Here is a 19,751-nt window from a genome sequence, read left to right as displayed (position 1 = left end):
CTCTTAGTTTTCAATCTCATCGGCTTCTTCGTAGTTGGGTGCGCTTACCAGAAGTTGAATGAGTGCTGTTCCTACTATTCCTAAACCAACACTAAACGACAACACTAACCCCACTGGCATGGGGAACAATTCAAATTGAAAAAATTTTAGGGTGACGGACGAAAAATTTTGAACCGAGAGAATGGCGATCGCGCCAATCCAGCCAGCGATGATGAGAGATGTGAGAAAGGTGGCAATGGTTTTCATAGCCTCGGTCGAGATGAGAAATCACTCTTCCAGTTTGCAATAAAAACCCGCCAACAATCTTGCAGCGGGTCGGTGTACCTATGAGTGCTTCGAAGATAACCACACCTCGGATGACTCATAATCCGGACATTTGATTCCGTTTCTACCGAAAAACTATAGCGATCCTATTTGGATTGTAAGCAAGGTTCCGCAGGAACCCTTACTCACACAAAAAGCCTCTCCATCTCATCACTGATTTAAGGTTGCTATAGCGAGCGCTCCTTCTTGAAATTTGAACGGGGTGCAGGGTTCCCCCCTTGTTCACAAATAGTTTGTGAACGCTATATATAGCTCTACGCGGGTGCATTAGGACATTGGAATTAGAGAGGGAGTGGGAGCTTCGCCCCCAGCCAGGGGTGGAACCCCCTGCACCCCGTCCTAACCATAATGACTACCGCTATATCACCTCATTATCGAGAAGGTCGGAACAGATGAGAGTGAGCAGGATGATACAGCTGCGATCGCCGCCCATTCAATCCATTCAATGAACGCTGTTTCACAAACTCTGTGGGTACCGTTGCTGCTGCCAATGCTGGACTGACGATATAGAGGGTTGTACGAATCAAATTTTCTCGCCGGGTCACCTCCGCCATATGCTCCAATGGCAACAGCCAAATTTTTTCATCCGGCCAACCCAACCGAAAACAGATAGCTACCGGTGTGTTTGCAGGGTAATGCTTCAACAGCTTATTCTGCGCTTCGTCCACATGGCGGGCACTCAGGTAAAGACACAAGCTTGCCTGGTGAGCTGCCAATGTTTCCAGCTCTTCGGTTTCCGGCACCTCAGTGCGTCCGCTAATCCGCGTCAAAATAATGGATTGCACAACCTCTGGCACAGTCAACTCAACTCGTAACCTGGCCGCCGCAGCCTGGAAAGCACTAATACCTGGCACGACCTCAAACGGAATAGCAGCTTCAACCAGTGCCTGCATTTGCTCCTGCACTGCTCCATAGAGACTGGGATCACCGGAGTGCAGTCGAACTACTGAATAACCTGCCCTGACCCGTTCGATCATCACAGGCAAGATATCTTCCAGAGTTTTGTGCGCAGTGCCAATTCGCTCTGCATCAGGGCGTGCCCCCGCTAAGATCTGCTTGGGTACCAGGGAATCAGCAAATAGAATCACATCCGCCCGGGCCAGAAGCCGTTGAGCTTTGACAGTGAGCAATTCCGGATCGCCGGGACCTGCACCCACAATGTAAACCGCAGGGAGCAGACGTAATTCAGATACAGAATCAGATACAGGAAAAGATTGGCTGTTCATTCTGGAAAAGAAATTTTAGAGAAAATTTGTTACCTGGCACAATTCTTCCGGATGCCTTTCTACCCAACAGAAGAATGGAATGGTAGATGCACCCTGATTTAGCCCTGGAGGACACTCCAGGGTTTTTCTTTGGATTTGAATCTCCTCTCCCTGGTTGGTAGTGCTGGCTACGAAACCTCATCAGACTGAGATGAGGTGTCCAAATTAACCTGCGATTCCTGAACAGAAACCACATCGAGCAATGGTCGGCGCACCCAGTAAAGCCAGACTAAACCCAACACGCCCAATCCAATTTGAACCAGGCTAACAACCTGCGCAATTCGCAGTGGTCCCAACATCAGACTATCCATCCGCAGTCCCTCAATCCAGAATCGACCGCAACTGTACCCGATCATATAGACCAAAACCAGCGTGCCAATTTTTAGTTTGGATTTCGACTTCAAACCCCAGAAAAACAAGCTTATCAAAACAGCAAAGATCATGAGATTCCAGAGCGATTCATAGAGAAAAGTAGGATGAAAATAGGCAAATCCCTCATAACCAGGAGGGCGGTGTTTGAGGGGAATGTAAAGCTTCCAGGGTAAATCAGTGGGACGTCCAAATGCCTCAGAGTTGAAGAAATTTCCCCATCGCCCGATCGCCTGCCCCAAAATGAGCGATGGTACTACCAGGTCCGCCAACTGCCAGAAGGAAACGTGCCGCGCACGGCAAAAAATCAGGCTGGCAATCAACCCACCAATAATGGCACCATGAATCGCAATTCCTCCCTTCCAGATGGCAATAATCTGGTCAGGATGCTGGGCATACTCATGCCACTGGAAGAGGACATAGTAAAGTCGGGCACTGGGAATTGCCGCAATCACCAGCCAGATAGCCAGATCACTAATTAACTCAGGATTTACATTGCGGCGCTTTGCCAGCCACTGGGAAAGGGTAACGCCAATCAGTACTGCAGATGCAATAAGAAACCCATACCAGCGGATAGAAAACGGCCCCCATTCAAACAAAGTGGGGCCTGGAGAAGTAAATTGAAACGCCAGCGACAGATTTGCAGAGGAAAGCATGGGTTGGAGAGCGTAACTGCGCTTAAATTGTAATCGCTCAAGGCCTTTTACCAGAGATTCCACCTGAATGATTTGAAAGGTTTGCGGGTCAGGAGAGCTATCTGCCAGAAATGGGAATGCTTAAAACTAAGCCCTCTGTAAACAGGGCAGGCAGGTTATAGCGCCTAAACCTACGAGGTGTATGATTCAAGCTTCCCTACCCACTACTAATGCACCTACAGGGGATTGCACCCATTTGCCCCCAGACTCTTCACTCGCGTTTGAAGTTGCCGGCAAGACTGTTCTGAAGTGGGCAAATTTGCCCCTCTTCAGTCAGCAGGGCGAACGCTCCTTCCTCTCCCACTCGGCTCTTGCATCGATGCGGCAACTGATGGGGATAATCCATCGGCTGCGATCGCTGACCCTATCCTCACAAGAATTGGGGGCAGACAGCTGGCAACCAGAACGACCCCTCACTCCAAAAAATCTTGTTCCCTATGTGAGTGAAGAAGCTTATGAAGTGCTGGATGCACTGGAGGATAACACACCAACAGACCCACAGTTGCAGGAAACTAGAGAGGGGAAGGCTATCCAATTACCAGTCCCCCCCTCCTATCTCACAGTTGAAACACTCGCTCCCTATCTTCTCTGGGGAATCGCCCGCAGTTCCTACTTGCTGATGCAGTTGATTGAAGGTATCAGCATCCAAAAGCGTGAACCAAATGAGCATTGGGTCTCTGGAATGCTACGACTGGTCGTGCTACTACAGGGACAAACTCCCACCGTCCAATGGTGTTTTGATCTAGCAACAGGTATCCCTCCAGGCGCATTGTTGAATGGAAATACCCTGATTCAGTTGAAAGCGGATCGGCTGCCGATGCAGAACCACCTCTTTTCGTCTGGAGAAGCCCCTTCATCTGATGCACAAACAGGTGTTGAAGTAGAATCGATGCCAGAGAAACGTACTGAACAGGCTGATCATTGGCTTCAGGAACTCCAGCATCAAATTCAGGCTGAAATGCCTGCGCTCCAATCTCTCCTGGCAGGTGTTTCGGTTGAATGTCTCCAGCCTGGGCAGCACTGGCAGTCGGCACACCTTCAGCTCAAACTGGGTTTTGAGTTTATGCCGCAGGAGGCGGAGATGTCCCCTCAACCTGCACTGTCTTTCCCTGACCTGATTGAAGCAGAACTTCTGGAAGACATCCTGATTCCTGGATCTCCCTTCGGCCCCGGGTCAAAACTCTCCTCTGCCCAGGTTTCAATCGTTGAACTACCACGTCAGGCATTGGGAAGTGCCACACTCATTCGTCTGACTGACCAGTTCACCTTAAATCGCTATATCCAAACCATCACACAGTCACAACTGGCGGCAGCGATTTCCAGATTGCAGCAGAATCCCGTTAGCCAGGAGGGTGAAGCTTCCCTATTGCAAGTTGTGACTGAAGCCTGTAACGCAATGACTAGGTTACAAAACCAGGCCGATTGGGCGATCGCATTCCTGCAACCCCAATTACTGACTAATGAATTCATCCCCGGGTTACTCTGGCAACTCACCCGCAGTTCCTATGAAATGACTCAATTGCTTAGTGGAATCGAGGTTCAAGTACTTCAGCCAGGGTCAGCCTGGACAAAGGGCATCCTCCGGTTGCTGGCTGCTCTAAACATTCAGGCGGCAGGAGTCCAATACAACATTGATCTGGCAACTCGACAGTTCCTCATAAACGACCAAAACTCACTCCATTCAGACACTCTCTGTCAAGGGACCATTCTTCCCAGTTTGATGAAACAATCTGTTTCCAATCCTGTCTTGCCACAGAGTTTTCAAACCCAAACACTCATCCACCATCTGCTCCAGCAAATCCGACAAACATCCCCTGAAATGGAGTTACTCATGGATGGAGTTGCGATCGCATGGTTAGAAGGAAACCGAGACTGGCAACCCGGAACCCTGACCCTGACTATAGGCTTAGAGTTTACTTCCAATAACGGAGCACTCACCCAGCGCACACCACTGGTTATCTGCTGATGTATACCTACGCTTTCCTCAAAACTTCAACCATACCTTTGACTCTACCGAGCGGCATTGAGAATCCAGTTCAAACGATCGGTATTGCCCAAGTTTCAGCCATCGTAGAGCCTGAAATTTCTGAAAGTAAGCTCAATGCTCTACAAGACCAAAATGAAGCCTTAATACAGGCTGTTCTCGCGCACGATCGCGTCTTGCGGGAGCTTTTTCTGCAAACCACCATTCTGCCTTTGCGGTTTGGTACCTGTTTCGCTTCACGACAGGGGCTACTGACCCACCTGGATGCCTACCAGCAAAAGTATTTAGAAGCGATCGCACGCTTCGAGGGCAAAGCCGAATACACCCTCAAACTAGTTCCGATAAAAATAGCAGATACCTCCATCTCAGCAGAGCTCAAAGGGAAAGATTATTTCCTGGCAAAAAAGCAACAATACCAGGCCCAACTTGAGTGGCAAGAGCTGCAACGTAAAGAACGAGAAACCATCATCCAGCAATTTGCGACAGCATGTTCCCAGTACCGACTCAGTTCTAACTCGGGAGATAGTGAGAAGATATACCTACTGGTTGATCGTCAGAACAAAGATCAACTGCTTGAATACTTCAGAAACAGACAATCTCAGTATTTTTACTGGCAGCTAACATTGGGAGAAGCACTCCCCCCCTACCATTTTCTGGAAATCTAGAAACTTACAGCTCAAGTCCACACTAGAAGAGATGACTTTACCCAGAGCTTTCTACTGGCCATTGCTGAATTTGGGTATAAAACAGACCCTGTATGCTGGAAACTTCGTTTCGACTCACACTGTTTTCCAACAATGCCTGAAGTTTTCCAACAACGCCTGAAGAACCGCTTTAATCGACATCAGGTAACCATAGGAGAGCGAGAAACTTCCTTAACTCGTTTGCAAAGTCTAAGCTCCGTCCCCTTAGCATTCCATTGCACCTGATCAAAGACTTGATGTAAGATAAATATCCCTCGCCCGCATTCCCGGTCATCACAGGGGAGATCTTTGCTGAGGTCTTTGAAGCAATCATGCGAAGGCCTGAACCCTTCTCCCTGATCTGAGATGACCCACCAGTACTGATTGGCAACCGAAGAAAAACGCACCAGTACAGTTTTACTGGGATCCAACTTGTTACCATGCTTAGCAGCGTTAACAAGTGCTTCTTGAAGACCAAGGCGAACTTCCGCTCGCCAACGAGGGGGAATTTCAGCTAGCAGCAGATCCAAAATTGGGATCAAGTAGAGTGTGGAAGCAAAGCTAACTGTGTTCCATTGGCGTCTAACGGGACGAGATGAGACAGCAATCACTCAAAAAACCCCGTAGCTTTCAAGTGGACAGATGTATTCAACCAGAAAAACAATGCAATGAAAAACAGTAGAATTGACTAGACGCTGGTTATTTACCTAAATCTTTCAGCAGAGCCAACTTCGGGGATACTGATATTCATTAACTGCATAAGGTGCCAGCCAATGCTAAAACTGACATTTCAAAGACGGTCAGGATTTTAGAATAAGCCACAGTAGAAATTTCCTATATCTTTATGCTACCAAAGTAACTCCGGAAAAACCATATCTGATACGAATTTTCAATCGTTTGCATCTTTTCACATCTGCATTCTGAACTTCAGATCTAATACATTGACGCTAGAAAAGTTGCTCCATATACCGAAAATCTTTTTCGACTTCCGCCCAAAGTGAACGATTGTGGGGATCGGTGCGTAAAGCTTTCTTCAGGTAAATCCGTGCTTTATCAAGCTGTCGTTCCTGGATTAAGTGACGCCCCCAGCGCTGGTAGATAATGGCTTGCCACTGAATCACTTCAGGATCTTGGGGAATTCGGCGAGCCAAGCCTTCAATCAGAGCGATCGCCCGTGGAAATCGATGCTGCTTCAACAATCGCTGAAGCTGTTGATAGGAGCTTGCCTTAAGCTGCTGTTCCAAAGGTGACAGGTCTGGGTTGAATTGTAAAGATGCGGGCTTAGGCGAAACAGCCGCTTTGACGAAATTCCCGGCATCTCTGGACGGGGCGGCTGAGTCTGGGGTAGGCTTGCGCGCAACTGTCAACTGATTGACTTTCCCACTAAATTCGGAACTTACCTTGACGGATAAAAGATACTTGTAAGCCTCTGTCACAGCCATAAATTTTTCTCTTGCCCGCTCATCGCCGGGATTCACATCAGGGTGGTACTTTCTCGCCAGGCGGCGATAGGACGCCTTAATGTCGTCAAATGACGCTCCTGACGGCAGCCCCAATAACTGGTAACACGTGGCAAGGTTCATGAAGTGGCGATAGCAAAAGGTAGCAATGGCAAAATAATTAGCATTTTGCCATTGCCAACCCAATTTGATAAGGGGGGGTCAGGCGATGTTCTCAATGACGCGGTCAATTAAACCATAATCTTTGGCTTCCTGAGCCGACATGAAATAGTCGCGATCAGTGTCTTTTTCAATTTTTTCGAGGGGTTGCCCCGTTCGTTCTGCCAGAATCTCGTTCAACTGACGCCGAATTCGCAGAATCTCTCTGGCTTCGATTTCAATGTCGGTTGCCTGGCCCCGCGTTCCTCCCAAAGGTTGGTGAATCATAATTCGGGCGTGGGGAAGTGCCAGTCGTTTGCCCTTACTGCCTGCCGTCAACAGGAAGGCCCCCATGGACGCCGCCAATCCGACGCAGATAGTCACCACCTCTGACTTAATGTGCTGCATAGTGTCATAGATCGCCATGCCAGCGGTTACTGAGCCTCCGGGGGAATTGATATAGAGATAGATGGGCTTGTTCTGGTCATCGGAGTCGAGATAGAGCAAATAGGCCACGATCGCATTGGCAATTCCATCATCAACTTCTTCAGACAGAAAAATAATGCGCTCACGGAACAGCCGCTCATAAATGCTGATCCACTGCTCATAAGGACTACCGGGAAGACGGTAGGGAACACTGGGAATACCAATAGGCATAGAAAAACTCCTGGAAATGATGAAAGAGAAAGGGGTTAGGAGAATTTTGAGTTCTGAGTTTTGAGTTCAAGATGAAAGGGAAAGGGCGAAAGGAGTAGTGGAGGGGGGATGAGTTTGAAGGGTCGATGAGGGAATTTACCCATCGACTCATCGCCCCGTTCACCCCCGACACCTCTCTAGCCTGCGATCGCAGCGGCTGGTTTAACCAGTTCCTTGGAACTTTCTAAAACCCGATCAATCAGGCCATATTCCTGAGCCTGATAGGGCGTCATGTAGAACGTGCGGTTCATATCATTAGCAATTCTTTCAGTGGATTGGCCTGTGTTCCTGGCAAGAATGTCGAGGACCAGAGCTTGCTTAGCCAATACGGCTTCCGCATTCACCTGGATGTCCGTTGCCTGCCCTTGGGTTGCAGCCTGGGGATGGCTGAGGGCAATCATGGAGTGGGGCAAGCTACCTCGTTTCCCTTTTGTCCCAGAGGACAGAATCAGTGCTGCCATGCTGATTGCCTGGCCAAGACAAACCGTTACAATCTCAGATTTGACGTGCTGCATGGTGTCGTAGATGGCTAATGCAGCAGTAATCGACATCAAGCCTGCCGTTTCGTTGGCCATCCCAGCCGCCACAGGATCGCCATAGGAGTTGATGTAGATATAGATCGGCTTGGTTTGGTCTTCGGAATCAAGGTACAGCAATGCTGAGACGAGCGAGTTTGCCAAACCAGTAGTGATGGGCTGGTTTAAGAAAATAATTCGTTCCTGGCTAAGCCGGGTGTAAATGTTAATCCACTGCCAGTAGGGGCTACCAGGGATGTTATATGGAACGCGCAGGATTTCATCCATAGGGAAGGCGATAGAACAACTATGAGACACCAGCAGGCAGGGTTTTTGGCAAGTCTTTTGTGCTTTCCAAAACGCGATCAATTAGCCCATACTCCTTTGCCTGTTCGGGAGTCATGTAGAACATGCGATCGGTGTCTTTTGCGATTTTTTCAGGGGTCTGCCCTGTATTGCGGGAAAGGATATCGAGCATGGCTGCTTTGTTTGCCAGAACTTCCTTAGCCCGAATTTGAATGTCCGTTGCCTGGCTGCGTCCCATCCCAATCCGCGGCTGGTTTAGCACAATGGTGGCGTGGGGCAGACTGGCACGATAACCTTTCGTTCCAGCCGACAGAATCATGGCAGCAGTTCCCATCGCCTGGCCAATACAGATGGTATGGACTGGGGGTTTGACGTAATTAATCGTGTCACAGATGGCAAAGGCTTCCGTGTCTTGACCGATCGCATCACCGGTATACCAGGACGTACCCGTTGAATTGATATAGAAAAAAATGGGCTTCTCTGGGTCAGCAAACTGCAGGTAGAGTAACTGGGCGATGATTAACTTGGTAACATCGACCCCCAATTGACGCTTGAAATCATCGGAAGACACAAGGGGCAATCCCAGATAAATGATGCGCTCCTTCAATAGCAGCGACGGCAAATCGGGTGGAGGCGTGCGGTAATACGCATCGCCGTAGTATTGAGATTGCATGGCTTGGATAAACCTCATAGCAGGTGTTACCTGAGATGTGCGGCTGAAATTTTTTGTAATGAAAGACGCTGTTTATACATACTAGCGTGATGGGGCAGGGGTAGGGAGCTAGGGAGCTAGGGAGCTAGGGAGCTAGGGACTAGGGGGTTGGGGACTAGGGGCTAGGGGCTAGGGATGATAGGCAGTAGGTGATAGGGGAAGGGGAAAAGCCGACAGCCATAGCTAACAGTCAACAGCCAGGAGCCACTCAACACTCAAAACTTCCCTAGCCTTTAGCCTCTACTCCTTAGCCCCCCTTAGCCCCTCCTTCACTAACAACCGATAAACAACTCTCTCCAGCACCATCCCCACTGTGCTCCCTGGCAAATGGTTGCGTACAATATTTACGCGGGAATTAGGAATAGTCGTTGCTAGAAGGATTCCGAATTCAGTGATTTGCGGCTTGAATCTATTACGGAGGGAGATAGCATTCGTCTTGAGCGTTTAGACGATGTCTGGCTCTCGGTTAATCAGGAGCTTGGTTTTATGAAAGTTGGTTTGCGGCTTGCTTTGAGCGATATGAATATTGATGCGGCTCAGTCGGTTAGTCAGCGTCAGCTTGCAATTTCGATTTCAGCGATCGCAGAAGAAATCGGTCGAGATGCCCCTCTAAACCTATGTTTAATTCTGGATCACAGCGGTTCTATGGGTGGACGGCCGATGGAGATGGTGAAGCAGGCGGCGCAGCGAATTGTGGATCGGTTGTCCCCGGGCGATCACCTTTCCATTGTGGCCTTTGACCATAAAGCGAAAGTTCTAGTACCAAGCCAAACGATTCATAACCCTGCCAGTGTGAAGTTGCAAATCAGTCAGCTTAAGGCGGGGGGAGGCACAGCGATTGACGAAGGGTTGCGGCTAGGTATTGAGGAACTGGCAAAGGCGAAGCGAGATACCATCTCTCAGGCATTTTTACTGACGGATGGTGAGAATGAACACGGCGATAACGAGCGCTGCCTGAAACTGGCAAAGTTGGCAGCAGATTATAATCTGACTGTCAATACTCTGGGTTGTGGAGATGCCTGGAATCAGGATGTCCTGGAAAAAATTGCCGATGCTGGTGGGGGAAGCCTTTCTTATATTCAACATCCAGAGCAGGCGGTAGATGAATTTGGCCGTTTATTTACCCGGATTCAATCAGTTGGGCTTACCAATGCGCATCTGTTATTGTCGTTTATGCCCAATGTGCGTCTGGCGGAGATGAAACCGATTGCGCAGGTCTACCCCGACACAATTGAGCTGGGAGTATTACAAGAAGCCGATCACTGTGAGGTACGTCTGGGTGATTTAATGGTGGATGTTCCCAGGGTGGTGCTGGCAAACCTTTACGTGAATAAGTTGCCGGAGGGTCTGCAAACGATCGCCTATGCCCAGGTGCGCTATGATGATCCGGCCTATGCCAGAGAAGGCATTCTCTCCGAAAAAATTCCGGTTACGGCCAACTTCATCAGCCCTTACTACCCCGCACCCGATCTCCAGGTACAGCAGCATATTCTAGCTCTGGCGAAATATCGGCAAACGCAAATTGCAGAAACAAAACTTCAAATAGGCGATCGCTCTGGAGCCATCACGATGCTACAAACCGCTGCAAAAACAGCTCTTCAGATGGGAGACCAGGGAGCTGCTACCGTGTTACAGAACAGTGCGACTCGCCTTCAGTCTGGTGAGGAGCTTTCAGAAGCTGATCGCAAGAAAACACGGATTGTTTCAAAGACAACATTGCAGGGTGGATAGGGATTGGAACAAGTTCCCTTCATCCCCACCAGCCGAAATACAGCTTCACTGGCAGGCCAGTTAAAGAGTCTCGGTAATAGTGGCTTTAAGCAATGACCGACGCCTTCGGACGAGCAAAGATCATTCTTCCTGCGGAGGTTTGCAATGCGCTAGTAACGACCACCTGCAACTTACCACCGACGTAACTGCTGCCATCCTCCACAACAACCATAGTGCCATCATCTAGATAACCCACCCCCTGAGCGGGCTCCTTCCCTTCTTTAAGAATTTTCAGGTCGATACTGTCACCCGGTAGATAGCTTGGGCGAACTGCCTGGGTCAGATCATTAATATTTAGAACAGGCACCTTTTGGAGATTGGCAACCTTGTTCAGGTTGTAATCATTGGTAAGCAGCGTGGCATTGATCTCCTGTGCTAACCGAATCAGCTTGGCATCAACGGTAGGAACGTCATCGTAGTCTGCCGGGTGGATCAGGATGCGATCGGGATAGGCTTCCTTCATCCGATTCAGGATATCCAGCCCCCGTCGTCCCCGGATCCGCTTCTGGTCATTAGAAGCATCGGCAACCTGCTGCAATTCTCGTAAGACAAACTGCGGCACCAGAATTTGCCCTTCCAGGAACCCGGTGTTCAGGAGTTCTTCAATACGACCGTCAATAATGCAACTGGTGTCCAGCACCTTGGTACTTGCAGGCTTGAGGGTACCTTCTGCCAGCAACAGTGTTTCAACAGTATGGGGATTGATCAACCGCAGCAAAGCTCGGCCATGCACATCTGCCAGCGTGATGCCAGAAACTGCAAACATCACACTACCTACCACAGCCGCTAAAGGTTTAATGAACGAGAATTCCGACGGAATCGGCAGCAGAAAGATGGGAGCCAGAATTAGATTGGCGACCAGTAGTCCAAGCACCATCCCAACCGCACGACTGAGTAGAATGTCAGCAGGCATGGTACGGAACTGCCGCTCTAACCGCCGGTAACTGGTTTGCACAACTAAACCGATCGCCAGCCCAATAATGGCTCCAAAGCCAGCGCTCACCCAACGCAGCCCCTCTTCGTTCGTCACCTGCTGTAAGGTGCTGGTTGGCAACTCTTCGATGCCATGAAAACCGATCCCCGCCCCTGCTAGGATGAAAGAAATGATAATGATTGCATCAAGCATAATTTCAGGTTGATTGGGGGGAATTTGTTCCCAACTTTAGAAAGCTGAGAACCTGCCAATCCAGATTAGGAGCCAGTGAGAACAATCTAAACTAATGACAAGTTACGTAAATGACAAATAAATCTGGCTTCATCATCAGACCGGCATAACTTTATTATACTCTTCGTCTCAAACAATGCTTTTGGCTAAAGAGTACGCTGGACAAGCCGTTTATCCGTTTGAGGCTCCCACTTCTGCTTATGTTCATATTCCTTTTTGTCGCAGGCGTTGCTTTTACTGCGATTTCCCGATTTCGGTAGTCGGGGATAAGCCGCTAATCAAGAAGAAATCAGGGACTAGGGAACAGGGGAAGGCAGCTATCCAAGATCGGATTAATGGTAGCAACTCAGGGACGATCGCCCATTATGTTGAAGTCCTTTGCCAGGAAATTGGGCGTACTCCTTCTCAGGGGCATGTGCTAGAAACGGTATTTCTGGGGGGAGGAACGCCTTCCCTGCTCTCCGTTGAGCAACTGAACCAGATTCTGCATGCTTTAGATCAGCAGTTTGGGATCGCTGCGGATGCTGAAATTTCAATGGAGATTGATCCCGCTACGTTTGATCTGGAGCAGGTGCGAGGCTATCGCTTAGCGGGGGTCAACCGGGTGAGTTTGGGCGTGCAGGCTTTCCAACCAGAATTGCTGACAGCTAGTGGGCGATCGCACACCGTCGAGGATATTGTCAGAGCCATCGAACTGATTCACCAGGCAGGCTTCCAGAACATTAGCCTGGATTTAATCTCTGGTTTGCCCCATCAAACCCTCAACCACTGGCAAGAATCACTGGAGCGGGCAATTGCCCTGTCCCCCACCCATCTCTCTTGCTATGACTTAACAATTGAAGCCGGTACCCCCTTTAGCCGCCAGTACAAACCAGGGGTAGCCCCTCTACCCTCAGACAAAACCACTGCCGACATGTACCGCCTGGCTCAGAAAACCCTGACCGCCGCTGGGTTTGACCATTACGAAATTTCTAACTATGCCAAACCGGGTTATCAGTGCCGCCACAATCGAGTGTATTGGGAAAATCGCCCATTTTATGGATTTGGGATGGGAGCCACCAGTTATGTGGGCGGTGATCGCTTCGCCAGGCCCCGCAAAATCCAAGAATATTACACCTGGCTGGAGGAAATTCAAACAGCACTCACCAACGAGATAAATCCTTTTCCATCCCTTGTGCCCCTTTCTTCCTGTGATCTTCTCCTTGATACGCTCATGCTGGGGCTCAGACTGGCCGAAGGACTGAGCCTGTTAACCCTTTCCCAAAAATTTGGTCAGGAAACCGTGGAGAGAATCTGGAATCGTCTCCAACCTTACTATCAGAAAGGGTGGGTCGAGGTGCAGGAGAGGCCAGAGGCGATCGCTCCGGACGGAACCTTTCCACCAGTCACAGGCCGCATCAAACTCACCGATCCAGAAGGATTCTTGTTTTCAAACGTCATCCTGAGTGCCCTGTTTGAAGAATTTTCTTGAACATCCACTCCTCTTCCCCCTCACTCTCTACTCCTCACCCCTCTCTAACAACCAGTAACTAAGCAACTGACTCAAATCCCAAACAACGTCTGCAAGTGCTTGCGAATCTTTAGCAGCGGTGTTTCCTCGGAAAACTCCGACAGAATTCCCATTTCACGTAAAGTTTGCTGCCGCTCCATCAGCTTTTGAGCAATCTGGTCAGCTAACCCCCGGTGATTCTCCAATAGCCGTTGCAGGTCATTCCGTTCAATCACAAACAGAATTGTGTCCTCCAGGGTACGGACGGTTGCCGAACGTGGAATCCCCAGTAACAAAGACATTTCACCAAAAAACTCCCCCTCATTCAGCGTGGCGATGTACTGCTCTACTCGCTTTGAAAAGATTTCGACGGAACCATTGAGGATGAGATAGAAGGATTCCCCTGGCGTATCTTCTTCACAGACAATCTGTTCTGCGGGAAAGAGTTGCCGATAGCCATACTCAATCAGTTGCAACAGCTCTCCATCGCTGCACTGTTCAAAGTAAGAAATCCGTCGCAACAGATCACGTAATGTCACATTACTGGGAGGTCTGGGTGCCGCTTTCCGTTGTTCCCCTGAAGGTGCAGGTAAGGTGGGAAGTTCTGGGGAAGGGGGGTTACCATTGTCTGCTTCACCGTTACGCCCGCTCCGATCAAACAGCGGCACAATTTCTTCCAGGTTGCGGATCCACAGCTCGCGCTGCGGAAACGGCACCTGAATATTGCGCATTCGTAGTTCTCGCTCGATCTGAAAATTCAGGGCACTTTTGATCGGTTCGCTTTCCGTGGGCTGGTTAATCCACACCAGCAGTTCAAATAGCAGGGCGCTGTCTGCGAACTCTCGAAACCAAACTTTAGGAGGGGGATCATTCAAAACCCGCGAATCTTTTCGAGCGGCTTCCAGAAGTGCCTCAGAGACCAGCAGGGTATCGCTACCATAATCAACTCCGACTGGAATGTGGAGGCGACAGCGGGGATCGCGGTAGCTCCAGTTAATGACATTATTTTCTACAAATTTAATATTTGGCACGATCACGAAAATGCCATCCAAAGTCCGTACTATGGTGGAGCGAATGGAAATATTTTCGACGGTGCCTAACAGATCGTTGACTTCAATAAAGTCCCCTACCCGAATTGGTTGCTCAACCAGCAGAGTCAGACCACTGATAAAGTTGCTGGCGAGGTTTTGCAGCCCAAAGCCCAGACCAATACCCAGAACCCCGGCAAACAGAGTCAGAGAACTCAGATTCACACCTGCGGTTTGCAGCACAATGAGAAACCCAAGCACTGTGAACAGGTAACGAATGAAGGAGGCGATCACTTCACGGGTACCCCGATCCAGCCCCATGCGGATCAGCACTCCACGCTTGAGCCAGTTGCTAAAGGCACGGGAAACCCAGAAGACTGCGATCGTAATCAAGATGAGGGTTGCAATCAGGTTGAGAGAATAGCGGTTGTTACCAATCTCAAAGATGGGATTGGCTAACAACGCCCCAAGCTCTGCAATGATTTCCTGAAGCTTGCTAAGGAACCAGTTCATGTTATCGGAGAGGGGTGCAATGCTCCCCACTCTAGCAGACAAGACAGAGTCAAATTGGTTTATCCTGGAAGCAGGATTGTTACGGAACTTAACAGTTTTCTTCTCTAGGGCGACCAAATGAAATGCATTATTAATCGCCGTGCCCAGTTCTCAGCCAGTCATCGCTACTGGTTACCTGAACTGAGCGAAGCAGAGAATCTCAGGCAGTTTGGTGCCTGTACTCGCTATCCCGGACATGGACACAATTACGTGCTTTATGTCTCGATGGAAGGTGAGTTGGATGAGTATGGCATGGTGTTGAACCTGTCAGACGTGAAACACATAATTCATCGAGAAATCACCAGCCAGCTCGATTTTTCCTATCTAAACGACGTTTGGCAGGAATTTCAGGAAACACCGCCCACGACCGAAAACATTGCACGGGTCATCTGGCAACGACTGGTACCCCATCTCCCGATTGTCCGCATTCAGCTTTTTGAACATCCCGAACTTTGGGCAGACTACTACGGAAACGGTATGGAAGCGTATCTCACTATCAGCACCCATTTCAGCGCTGCCCATCGGTTGGCACGCCCTGACCTCAGCTACGAAGAGAATTGTGAAATTTATGGTAAGTGTGCCCGTCCCAATGGTCACGGGCATAACTACCATCTGGAAGTGACGATTAAAGGTGAAATTGACCCGCGTACTGGCATGATTGCGGATCTGGTTGCCTTTCAAAAGGCTGTAGATGAGTACGTTGTGGAGCCGTTTGACCACACCTTTTTGAATAAGGACATTCCCTATTTTGCGGAGGTGGTACCTACCGCTGAAAATATTGCGGTTCACATTCGCGATCTGCTGAAAGAGCCAATTCGCCAGATTGGTGCTCAACTGCATAAGGTGAAGCTGGTTGAGAGCCCGAATAACTCTTGCGAGGTTTACTGTGTGGAAGAGGAGTCAGCGGCAACCCATGTCCAGATGGTCGAGCCTGCTTTAATTGGGGCTTAGGGAGTAGCTGTACTCTTGATTGTTTTGGGAAGCTGGCATAGACTAGCGTGATTGAACCGGGATTTTAAAGTCCTCTTCGTCTCTGCATCTAAGCTTCCCTGTGAACCTGCGCCTGCTAATTCCTTTTTTTGACACCACTGCCCAGGATTGGGCGGCTGAAGCACGCTGGCTGCGCTGGCTCACGTTTTTGTGGCTGCTGGTGGGGTTGCTGGTGATGTTTTCGGCATCGTTTGCGATCGCCGACTCAGAGCTAAAAGATGGTTTTTACTATCTCAAGCTGCAATTAGCTTGGATGGCGATCGGCATAGTGGGGTTTAACCTGCTGGTTCATTTCCCCTTGCGTTATATCGTTGGCATTGCTGATTGGGTGTTGCTGCTACTGCTGAGTTTCATTCTGGTAACCCTTCTGCCGGGGGTGGGAACAACGGTGAACGGGGCGACTCGCTGGTTGTTTGTGGGTCCGTTTCCCATCCAACCTTCGGAACTGATCAAACCATTTTGAGTACTGCAAAGTGCCCGCATTTTCGGGCAGTGGAATCGGTTGAGGTGGGCAACTCGGTTGGCCTGGTTGGGCATTTTTGGGCTCGTGATTCTGGGAATTCTGCTTCAGCCAAATCTAAGTACGGCAGCTTTGTGTGGCATTCTGTTATGGCTGGTGGCTCTGGCGGCGGGGCTTCCCTATTTTCAATTGAGCGCAACAGCGATCGCAGGCTTTTTGCTAGCTCTCATCAGCGTCAGCCTGCGCAGTTACCAGCGGCGTCGGGTGATGTCGTTTCTCAACCCCTGGGCTGACCCTACCGGCGATGGTTATCAGTTGATTCAGAGTTTACTGGCAGTTGGTTCGGGTGGCCCCTTTGGCGCAGGGTTTGGCCTCTCCCAGCAAAAGTTGTTCTATCTGCCGATTCAGGACACAGACTTTATTTTTGCGGTGTTTGCAGAAGAGTTTGGGTTTGTCGGCAGTGTGTTATTACTGGTCCTGCTGGTTGTCTACGCAACGTTAGCGGTGCGGGTTGCAATGAAAGCGCGGAAGCCTGTGTATCGGCTGGTCGCGATCGGGGTGATGGTATTGCTGGTGGGACAGGCATTACTCCACATCGGCGTGTCAACTGGGGTTTTGCCAACCACTGGCCTACCTTTCCCATTGATCAGCTATGGTGGCAGCTCTATGATTGCAAGCCTGGCAGCGGCTGGAATTTTAATTCGGGTGGCACGGGAAAGTAGCGAAGCCAAAGTTGTTTCATTACAGGACCATCAGCCCCTCAATCGGGGGCGAGGGGCTGCCAGAAGACGATTTGTGTAGGGGTTTTCTACAGGGGTTTTCTACATTTGTGTAGGAGTTTTCTACATCTGACGGAGATTGGGCTTCGGTAAGATATTAGATGAGTTTAGAAATCGGTTTGATTTCTCTGCCTGATAGACGTCCATTTTGGCTGACGGATGCTTGAAACACTGAAAACTCAACTGTACTGGCTAGAGCGTTTTGCTGATACGCTAGTCTCTCAACAATTGACTCACCTAACCCTGGTCAGTGTGGGAATTATTTTTTTGGCGGGGTTGCTGACCAGTCTGACTCCCTGTATGCTCTCGATGCTGCCGATTACGGTTGGTTACATCGGCGGCTACGAAAATCAAAGTCGGCTCCAGGCGGCTGTTCAGTCGGTCTGGTTCTCCCTGGGATTGGCAACTACACTCGCAGGGCTGGGAATTTTAGCTGCCGTACTGGGTCACATCTATGGGCAGGTGGGGCTTGGTTTACCAATTGTCGTCAGCGTGGTTGCCATTTTGATGGGGTTGAATCTGCTGGAAGCCTTACCGCTCCCTTTACCTGCCTGGGGTGGTTTGGAGTGGATTTCTAAAGATTTGCCAGCGGGTGTCCGATCCTACTTGATTGGATTGACGTTTGGACTGGTTGCCTCCCCCTGCAGTACGCCTGTCCTGGCTACTTTGTTAGCGTGGATTTCAACCACCCAGGACCCGGTTTTAGGAAGTGTGCTGCTAATGTCCTACGCGATCGGCTATGTGTCTCCCTTAGTGCTGGCCGGGACGTTTACTGCATCGATTAAGAAGCTGTTAGAGCTACGTCGCTGGTCTGGTTGGATTACTCCGACCAGTGGTGCCCTGTTGGTTGGGTTTGGGGTATTTTCACTGCTGTTGCGTTTGCTCCCAGACAGCAGTATCTAAAACTGGAGCATTTCTCGCAAGTTTACGGGTTTTGTCCTGGCTCTGATAGGGAGCATTAAAGTCAATGGCTGCAAAAGATTCATTTCCCCTCAAGCTTTCCCATCTGGGAGCCGCGCCTCAATATTTTTTTAAGCGAGAACTGGTGCCGCTGCTGGCAGATTTGCGGCTGGCGATCGCCCTCCTCCTGATCATTGCTATGTTCAGCATTTCTGGCACCCTCATCGAGCAGGGGCAGTCCGTCGAGTTTTATAAAGCCAACTATCCAGAACAGCCTGCCCTGTTTGGATTCCTGAGCTGGAAGGTGCTTCTGACGCTGGGGCTGGATCACGTCTACCGTACCTGGTGGTTTCTGGCACTGTTGATTCTGTTTGGTTCCAGCCTCACCGCTTGCACATTCAAACGGCAACTGCCAGCACTCCGGTGGTTTTCTCGCACCTGGAATTTTTACACCCAACCCCGGCAATTTCAGAAATTTGCCTTGAGCGCAGAATTTAATCAGGCGGATGTGGAAAAGGTGGTGCCCCTTCTGGAACAACGGCGATATCGAATTTTCCGTCAGGGCGACTCCCTCTACGCCCATAAGGGAATTTCGGGACGGATTGGTCCAATTATCGTCCATGTGGGGATTCTGGTGATTCTCGTAGGAGCCATCTGGGGAGCATTAACGGGGTTCATTGCTCAGGAAATGGTGCCCAGTGGCGAAACCTTTCAGATTTCAAACATTACCGATGCAGGGCCGCTGGCTACTTCCCAGATTCCCAAAGACTGGTCGGTCAAAGTCAATCGGTTTTGGATTGACTACACCCCGGAGGGCAGTATTGACCAGTTTTACTCTGATATGTCTGTTCTGAATCGGGAGGGTACAGAGGTCAAGCGCAAGACCATTCATGTCAATGAACCACTGCGCTATCGGGGGGTGACCCTGTATCAGGCAGACTGGGCGATCGCAGCCGTGCGAGTCAAACTTAACAACAGCCCCATCTTCCAGATTCCAATGGCGCAACTTGATACAGGCGCAAAGGGACGGGTCTGGGGTACCTGGGTTCCCACTAAACCCGACCTGAGTGATGGAGTGTCCCTGGTGGCGAAGGATCTTCAGGGAATGGTGCTGGTCTACGATATGGCAGGAAAACTGGTTGCAACGGTGCGGGCGGGCATGTCTACCCAGGTCAATGGCATCACCCTGTCCGTGAAGGAACTGGTCGGTAGCACGGGCCTACAGATTAAAGCAGACCCCGGCATCCCCATTGTTTACGCAGGTTTTGGCTTGCTGATGCTGGGGGTATTGATGAGCTACGTCTCCCACTCTCAAATCTGGGCTTTACAGCAAGGCAAGCAACTGTTTATAGGCGGCAGAACGAACCGGGCTCAGGTGGCTTTTGAACGGGAATTTTTGGCGATTCTAGATCAGATGGGAGCAGAGAATCAGGCGGCTTCACCTGTTCCAGAAACAGCTGCCTTGAATTGA

General features: G+C 49.9%; 17 protein-coding genes and 1 pseudogene. 8 read left to right on the top strand and 10 right to left on the bottom strand.

Annotation, left to right across the window (positions count from 1 at the left end; genetic code table 11):
- Window positions 1-3: 3 nt before the first annotated feature.
- From P4D80_RS19335 to lgt, 3 genes are all read right to left on the bottom strand, one after another.
- Window positions 4-246: a DUF1049 domain-containing protein gene (locus P4D80_RS19335; protein WP_421655646.1), complete on the bottom strand. Its 243-nt coding sequence runs from the start codon at window positions 244-246 to the stop codon at window positions 4-6.
- Window positions 247-695: 449 nt separating this feature from the next.
- Entirely contained in the window at window positions 696-1,550 is an 855-nt protein-coding gene (gene cobM, locus P4D80_RS19330) for a precorrin-4 C(11)-methyltransferase (RefSeq protein ID WP_421655645.1), read from the bottom strand.
- Window positions 1,551-1,717: 167 nt separating this feature from the next.
- The gene (lgt, locus tag P4D80_RS19325) at window positions 1,718-2,614 is read right to left on the bottom strand and encodes a prolipoprotein diacylglyceryl transferase (RefSeq protein ID WP_421655644.1); all 897 of its coding nucleotides are present in this window, start codon (window positions 2,612-2,614) and stop codon (window positions 1,718-1,720) included.
- Between the two features lie 181 nt (window positions 2,615-2,795).
- On the opposite strand from lgt, the gene P4D80_RS19320 reads away from it, so the two are divergent.
- Both P4D80_RS19320 and P4D80_RS19315 read left to right on the top strand, forming a co-directional pair.
- Window positions 2,796-4,619, top strand: a complete 1,824-nt coding sequence (locus P4D80_RS19320) for a hypothetical protein (protein WP_421655643.1) — start codon at window positions 2,796-2,798, stop codon at window positions 4,617-4,619.
- On the top strand, window positions 4,619-5,302 hold the full coding sequence (locus P4D80_RS19315; RefSeq protein WP_421655642.1) for a GvpL/GvpF family gas vesicle protein: 684 nt from the start codon (window positions 4,619-4,621) through the stop codon (window positions 5,300-5,302). The genes P4D80_RS19320 and P4D80_RS19315 overlap by 1 nt, the downstream gene beginning before the upstream one ends.
- Window positions 5,303-5,481: 179 nt before the next feature.
- Here the strand turns inward: P4D80_RS19315 and P4D80_RS19310 are convergent, their stop codons facing one another.
- The 5 genes from P4D80_RS19310 to P4D80_RS19290 form a co-directional block, all read right to left on the bottom strand.
- Entirely contained in the window at window positions 5,482-5,931 is a 450-nt protein-coding gene (locus P4D80_RS19310) for an ATP-binding protein (RefSeq protein WP_421655641.1), read from the bottom strand.
- 336 nt (window positions 5,932-6,267) lie between these two features.
- Window positions 6,268-6,903 carry a DnaJ domain-containing protein gene (locus P4D80_RS19305; RefSeq protein ID WP_421655639.1) on the bottom strand — a complete coding sequence of 212 codons (636 nt, stop codon included), beginning with the start codon at window positions 6,901-6,903 and terminating at the stop codon, window positions 6,268-6,270.
- Window positions 6,904-6,981: 78 nt separating this feature from the next.
- Window positions 6,982-7,575: an ATP-dependent Clp protease proteolytic subunit gene (locus tag P4D80_RS19300; protein WP_421655637.1), complete on the bottom strand. Its 594-nt coding sequence runs from the start codon at window positions 7,573-7,575 to the stop codon at window positions 6,982-6,984.
- Between the two features lie 176 nt (window positions 7,576-7,751).
- Window positions 7,752-8,417 carry an ATP-dependent Clp protease proteolytic subunit gene (locus P4D80_RS19295; RefSeq protein ID WP_421655635.1) on the bottom strand — a complete coding sequence of 222 codons (666 nt, stop codon included), beginning with the start codon at window positions 8,415-8,417 and terminating at the stop codon, window positions 7,752-7,754.
- Between the two features lie 19 nt (window positions 8,418-8,436).
- The gene (locus P4D80_RS19290) at window positions 8,437-9,108 is read right to left on the bottom strand and encodes an ATP-dependent Clp protease proteolytic subunit (protein WP_421655634.1); all 672 of its coding nucleotides are present in this window, start codon (window positions 9,106-9,108) and stop codon (window positions 8,437-8,439) included.
- Window positions 9,109-9,543: 435 nt separating this feature from the next.
- Between P4D80_RS19290 and P4D80_RS19285 the strand changes: the two genes are divergently transcribed.
- Window positions 9,544-10,878 carry a vWA domain-containing protein gene (locus P4D80_RS19285; RefSeq protein ID WP_421655632.1) on the top strand — a complete coding sequence of 445 codons (1,335 nt, stop codon included), beginning with the start codon at window positions 9,544-9,546 and terminating at the stop codon, window positions 10,876-10,878.
- Between the two features lie 85 nt (window positions 10,879-10,963).
- Here the strand turns inward: P4D80_RS19285 and P4D80_RS19280 are convergent, their stop codons facing one another.
- Window positions 10,964-12,043: a PIN/TRAM domain-containing protein gene (locus P4D80_RS19280; RefSeq protein WP_421655631.1), complete on the bottom strand. Its 1,080-nt coding sequence runs from the start codon at window positions 12,041-12,043 to the stop codon at window positions 10,964-10,966.
- A gap of 175 nt (window positions 12,044-12,218) precedes the next feature.
- Between P4D80_RS19280 and hemW the strand changes: the two genes are divergently transcribed.
- Window positions 12,219-13,553, top strand: a complete 1,335-nt coding sequence (hemW, locus tag P4D80_RS19275; protein WP_421655630.1) for a radical SAM family heme chaperone HemW — start codon at window positions 12,219-12,221, stop codon at window positions 13,551-13,553.
- Window positions 13,554-13,624: 71 nt separating this feature from the next.
- Here the strand turns inward: hemW and P4D80_RS19270 are convergent, their stop codons facing one another.
- Complete coding sequence (locus P4D80_RS19270) at window positions 13,625-15,112, bottom strand: mechanosensitive ion channel domain-containing protein (RefSeq protein ID WP_421655629.1); 1,488 nt, start codon at window positions 15,110-15,112, stop codon at window positions 13,625-13,627.
- 117 nt (window positions 15,113-15,229) lie between these two features.
- Between P4D80_RS19270 and P4D80_RS19265 the strand changes: the two genes are divergently transcribed.
- The 4 genes and pseudogenes from P4D80_RS19265 (at window position 15,230) to P4D80_RS19250 (ending at window position 19,751) form a co-directional block, all read left to right on the top strand.
- Window positions 15,230-16,102: a 6-carboxytetrahydropterin synthase gene (locus P4D80_RS19265; protein ID WP_421655628.1), complete on the top strand. Its 873-nt coding sequence runs from the start codon at window positions 15,230-15,232 to the stop codon at window positions 16,100-16,102.
- A 100-nt stretch (window positions 16,103-16,202) separates the two neighbouring features.
- Window positions 16,203-17,402, top strand: a pseudogene (locus tag P4D80_RS19260) (FtsW/RodA/SpoVE family cell cycle protein).
- A 137-nt stretch (window positions 17,403-17,539) separates the two neighbouring features.
- The gene (locus tag P4D80_RS19255) at window positions 17,540-18,283 is read left to right on the top strand and encodes a cytochrome c biogenesis protein CcdA (RefSeq protein ID WP_421655627.1); all 744 of its coding nucleotides are present in this window, start codon (window positions 17,540-17,542) and stop codon (window positions 18,281-18,283) included.
- 64 nt (window positions 18,284-18,347) lie between these two features.
- Window positions 18,348-19,751: a cytochrome c biogenesis protein gene (locus tag P4D80_RS19250; RefSeq protein WP_421655626.1), complete on the top strand. Its 1,404-nt coding sequence runs from the start codon at window positions 18,348-18,350 to the stop codon at window positions 19,749-19,751.

This window comes from Leptothermofonsia sp. ETS-13 (genome assembly GCF_049200465.1).
Lineage (GTDB): Bacteria > Cyanobacteriota > Cyanobacteriia > Leptolyngbyales > Leptolyngbyaceae > Leptothermofonsia.
The sequence above is the reverse complement of the archived record's forward strand: the minus strand, read 5'-3'. Positions and strand labels throughout refer to the sequence as shown.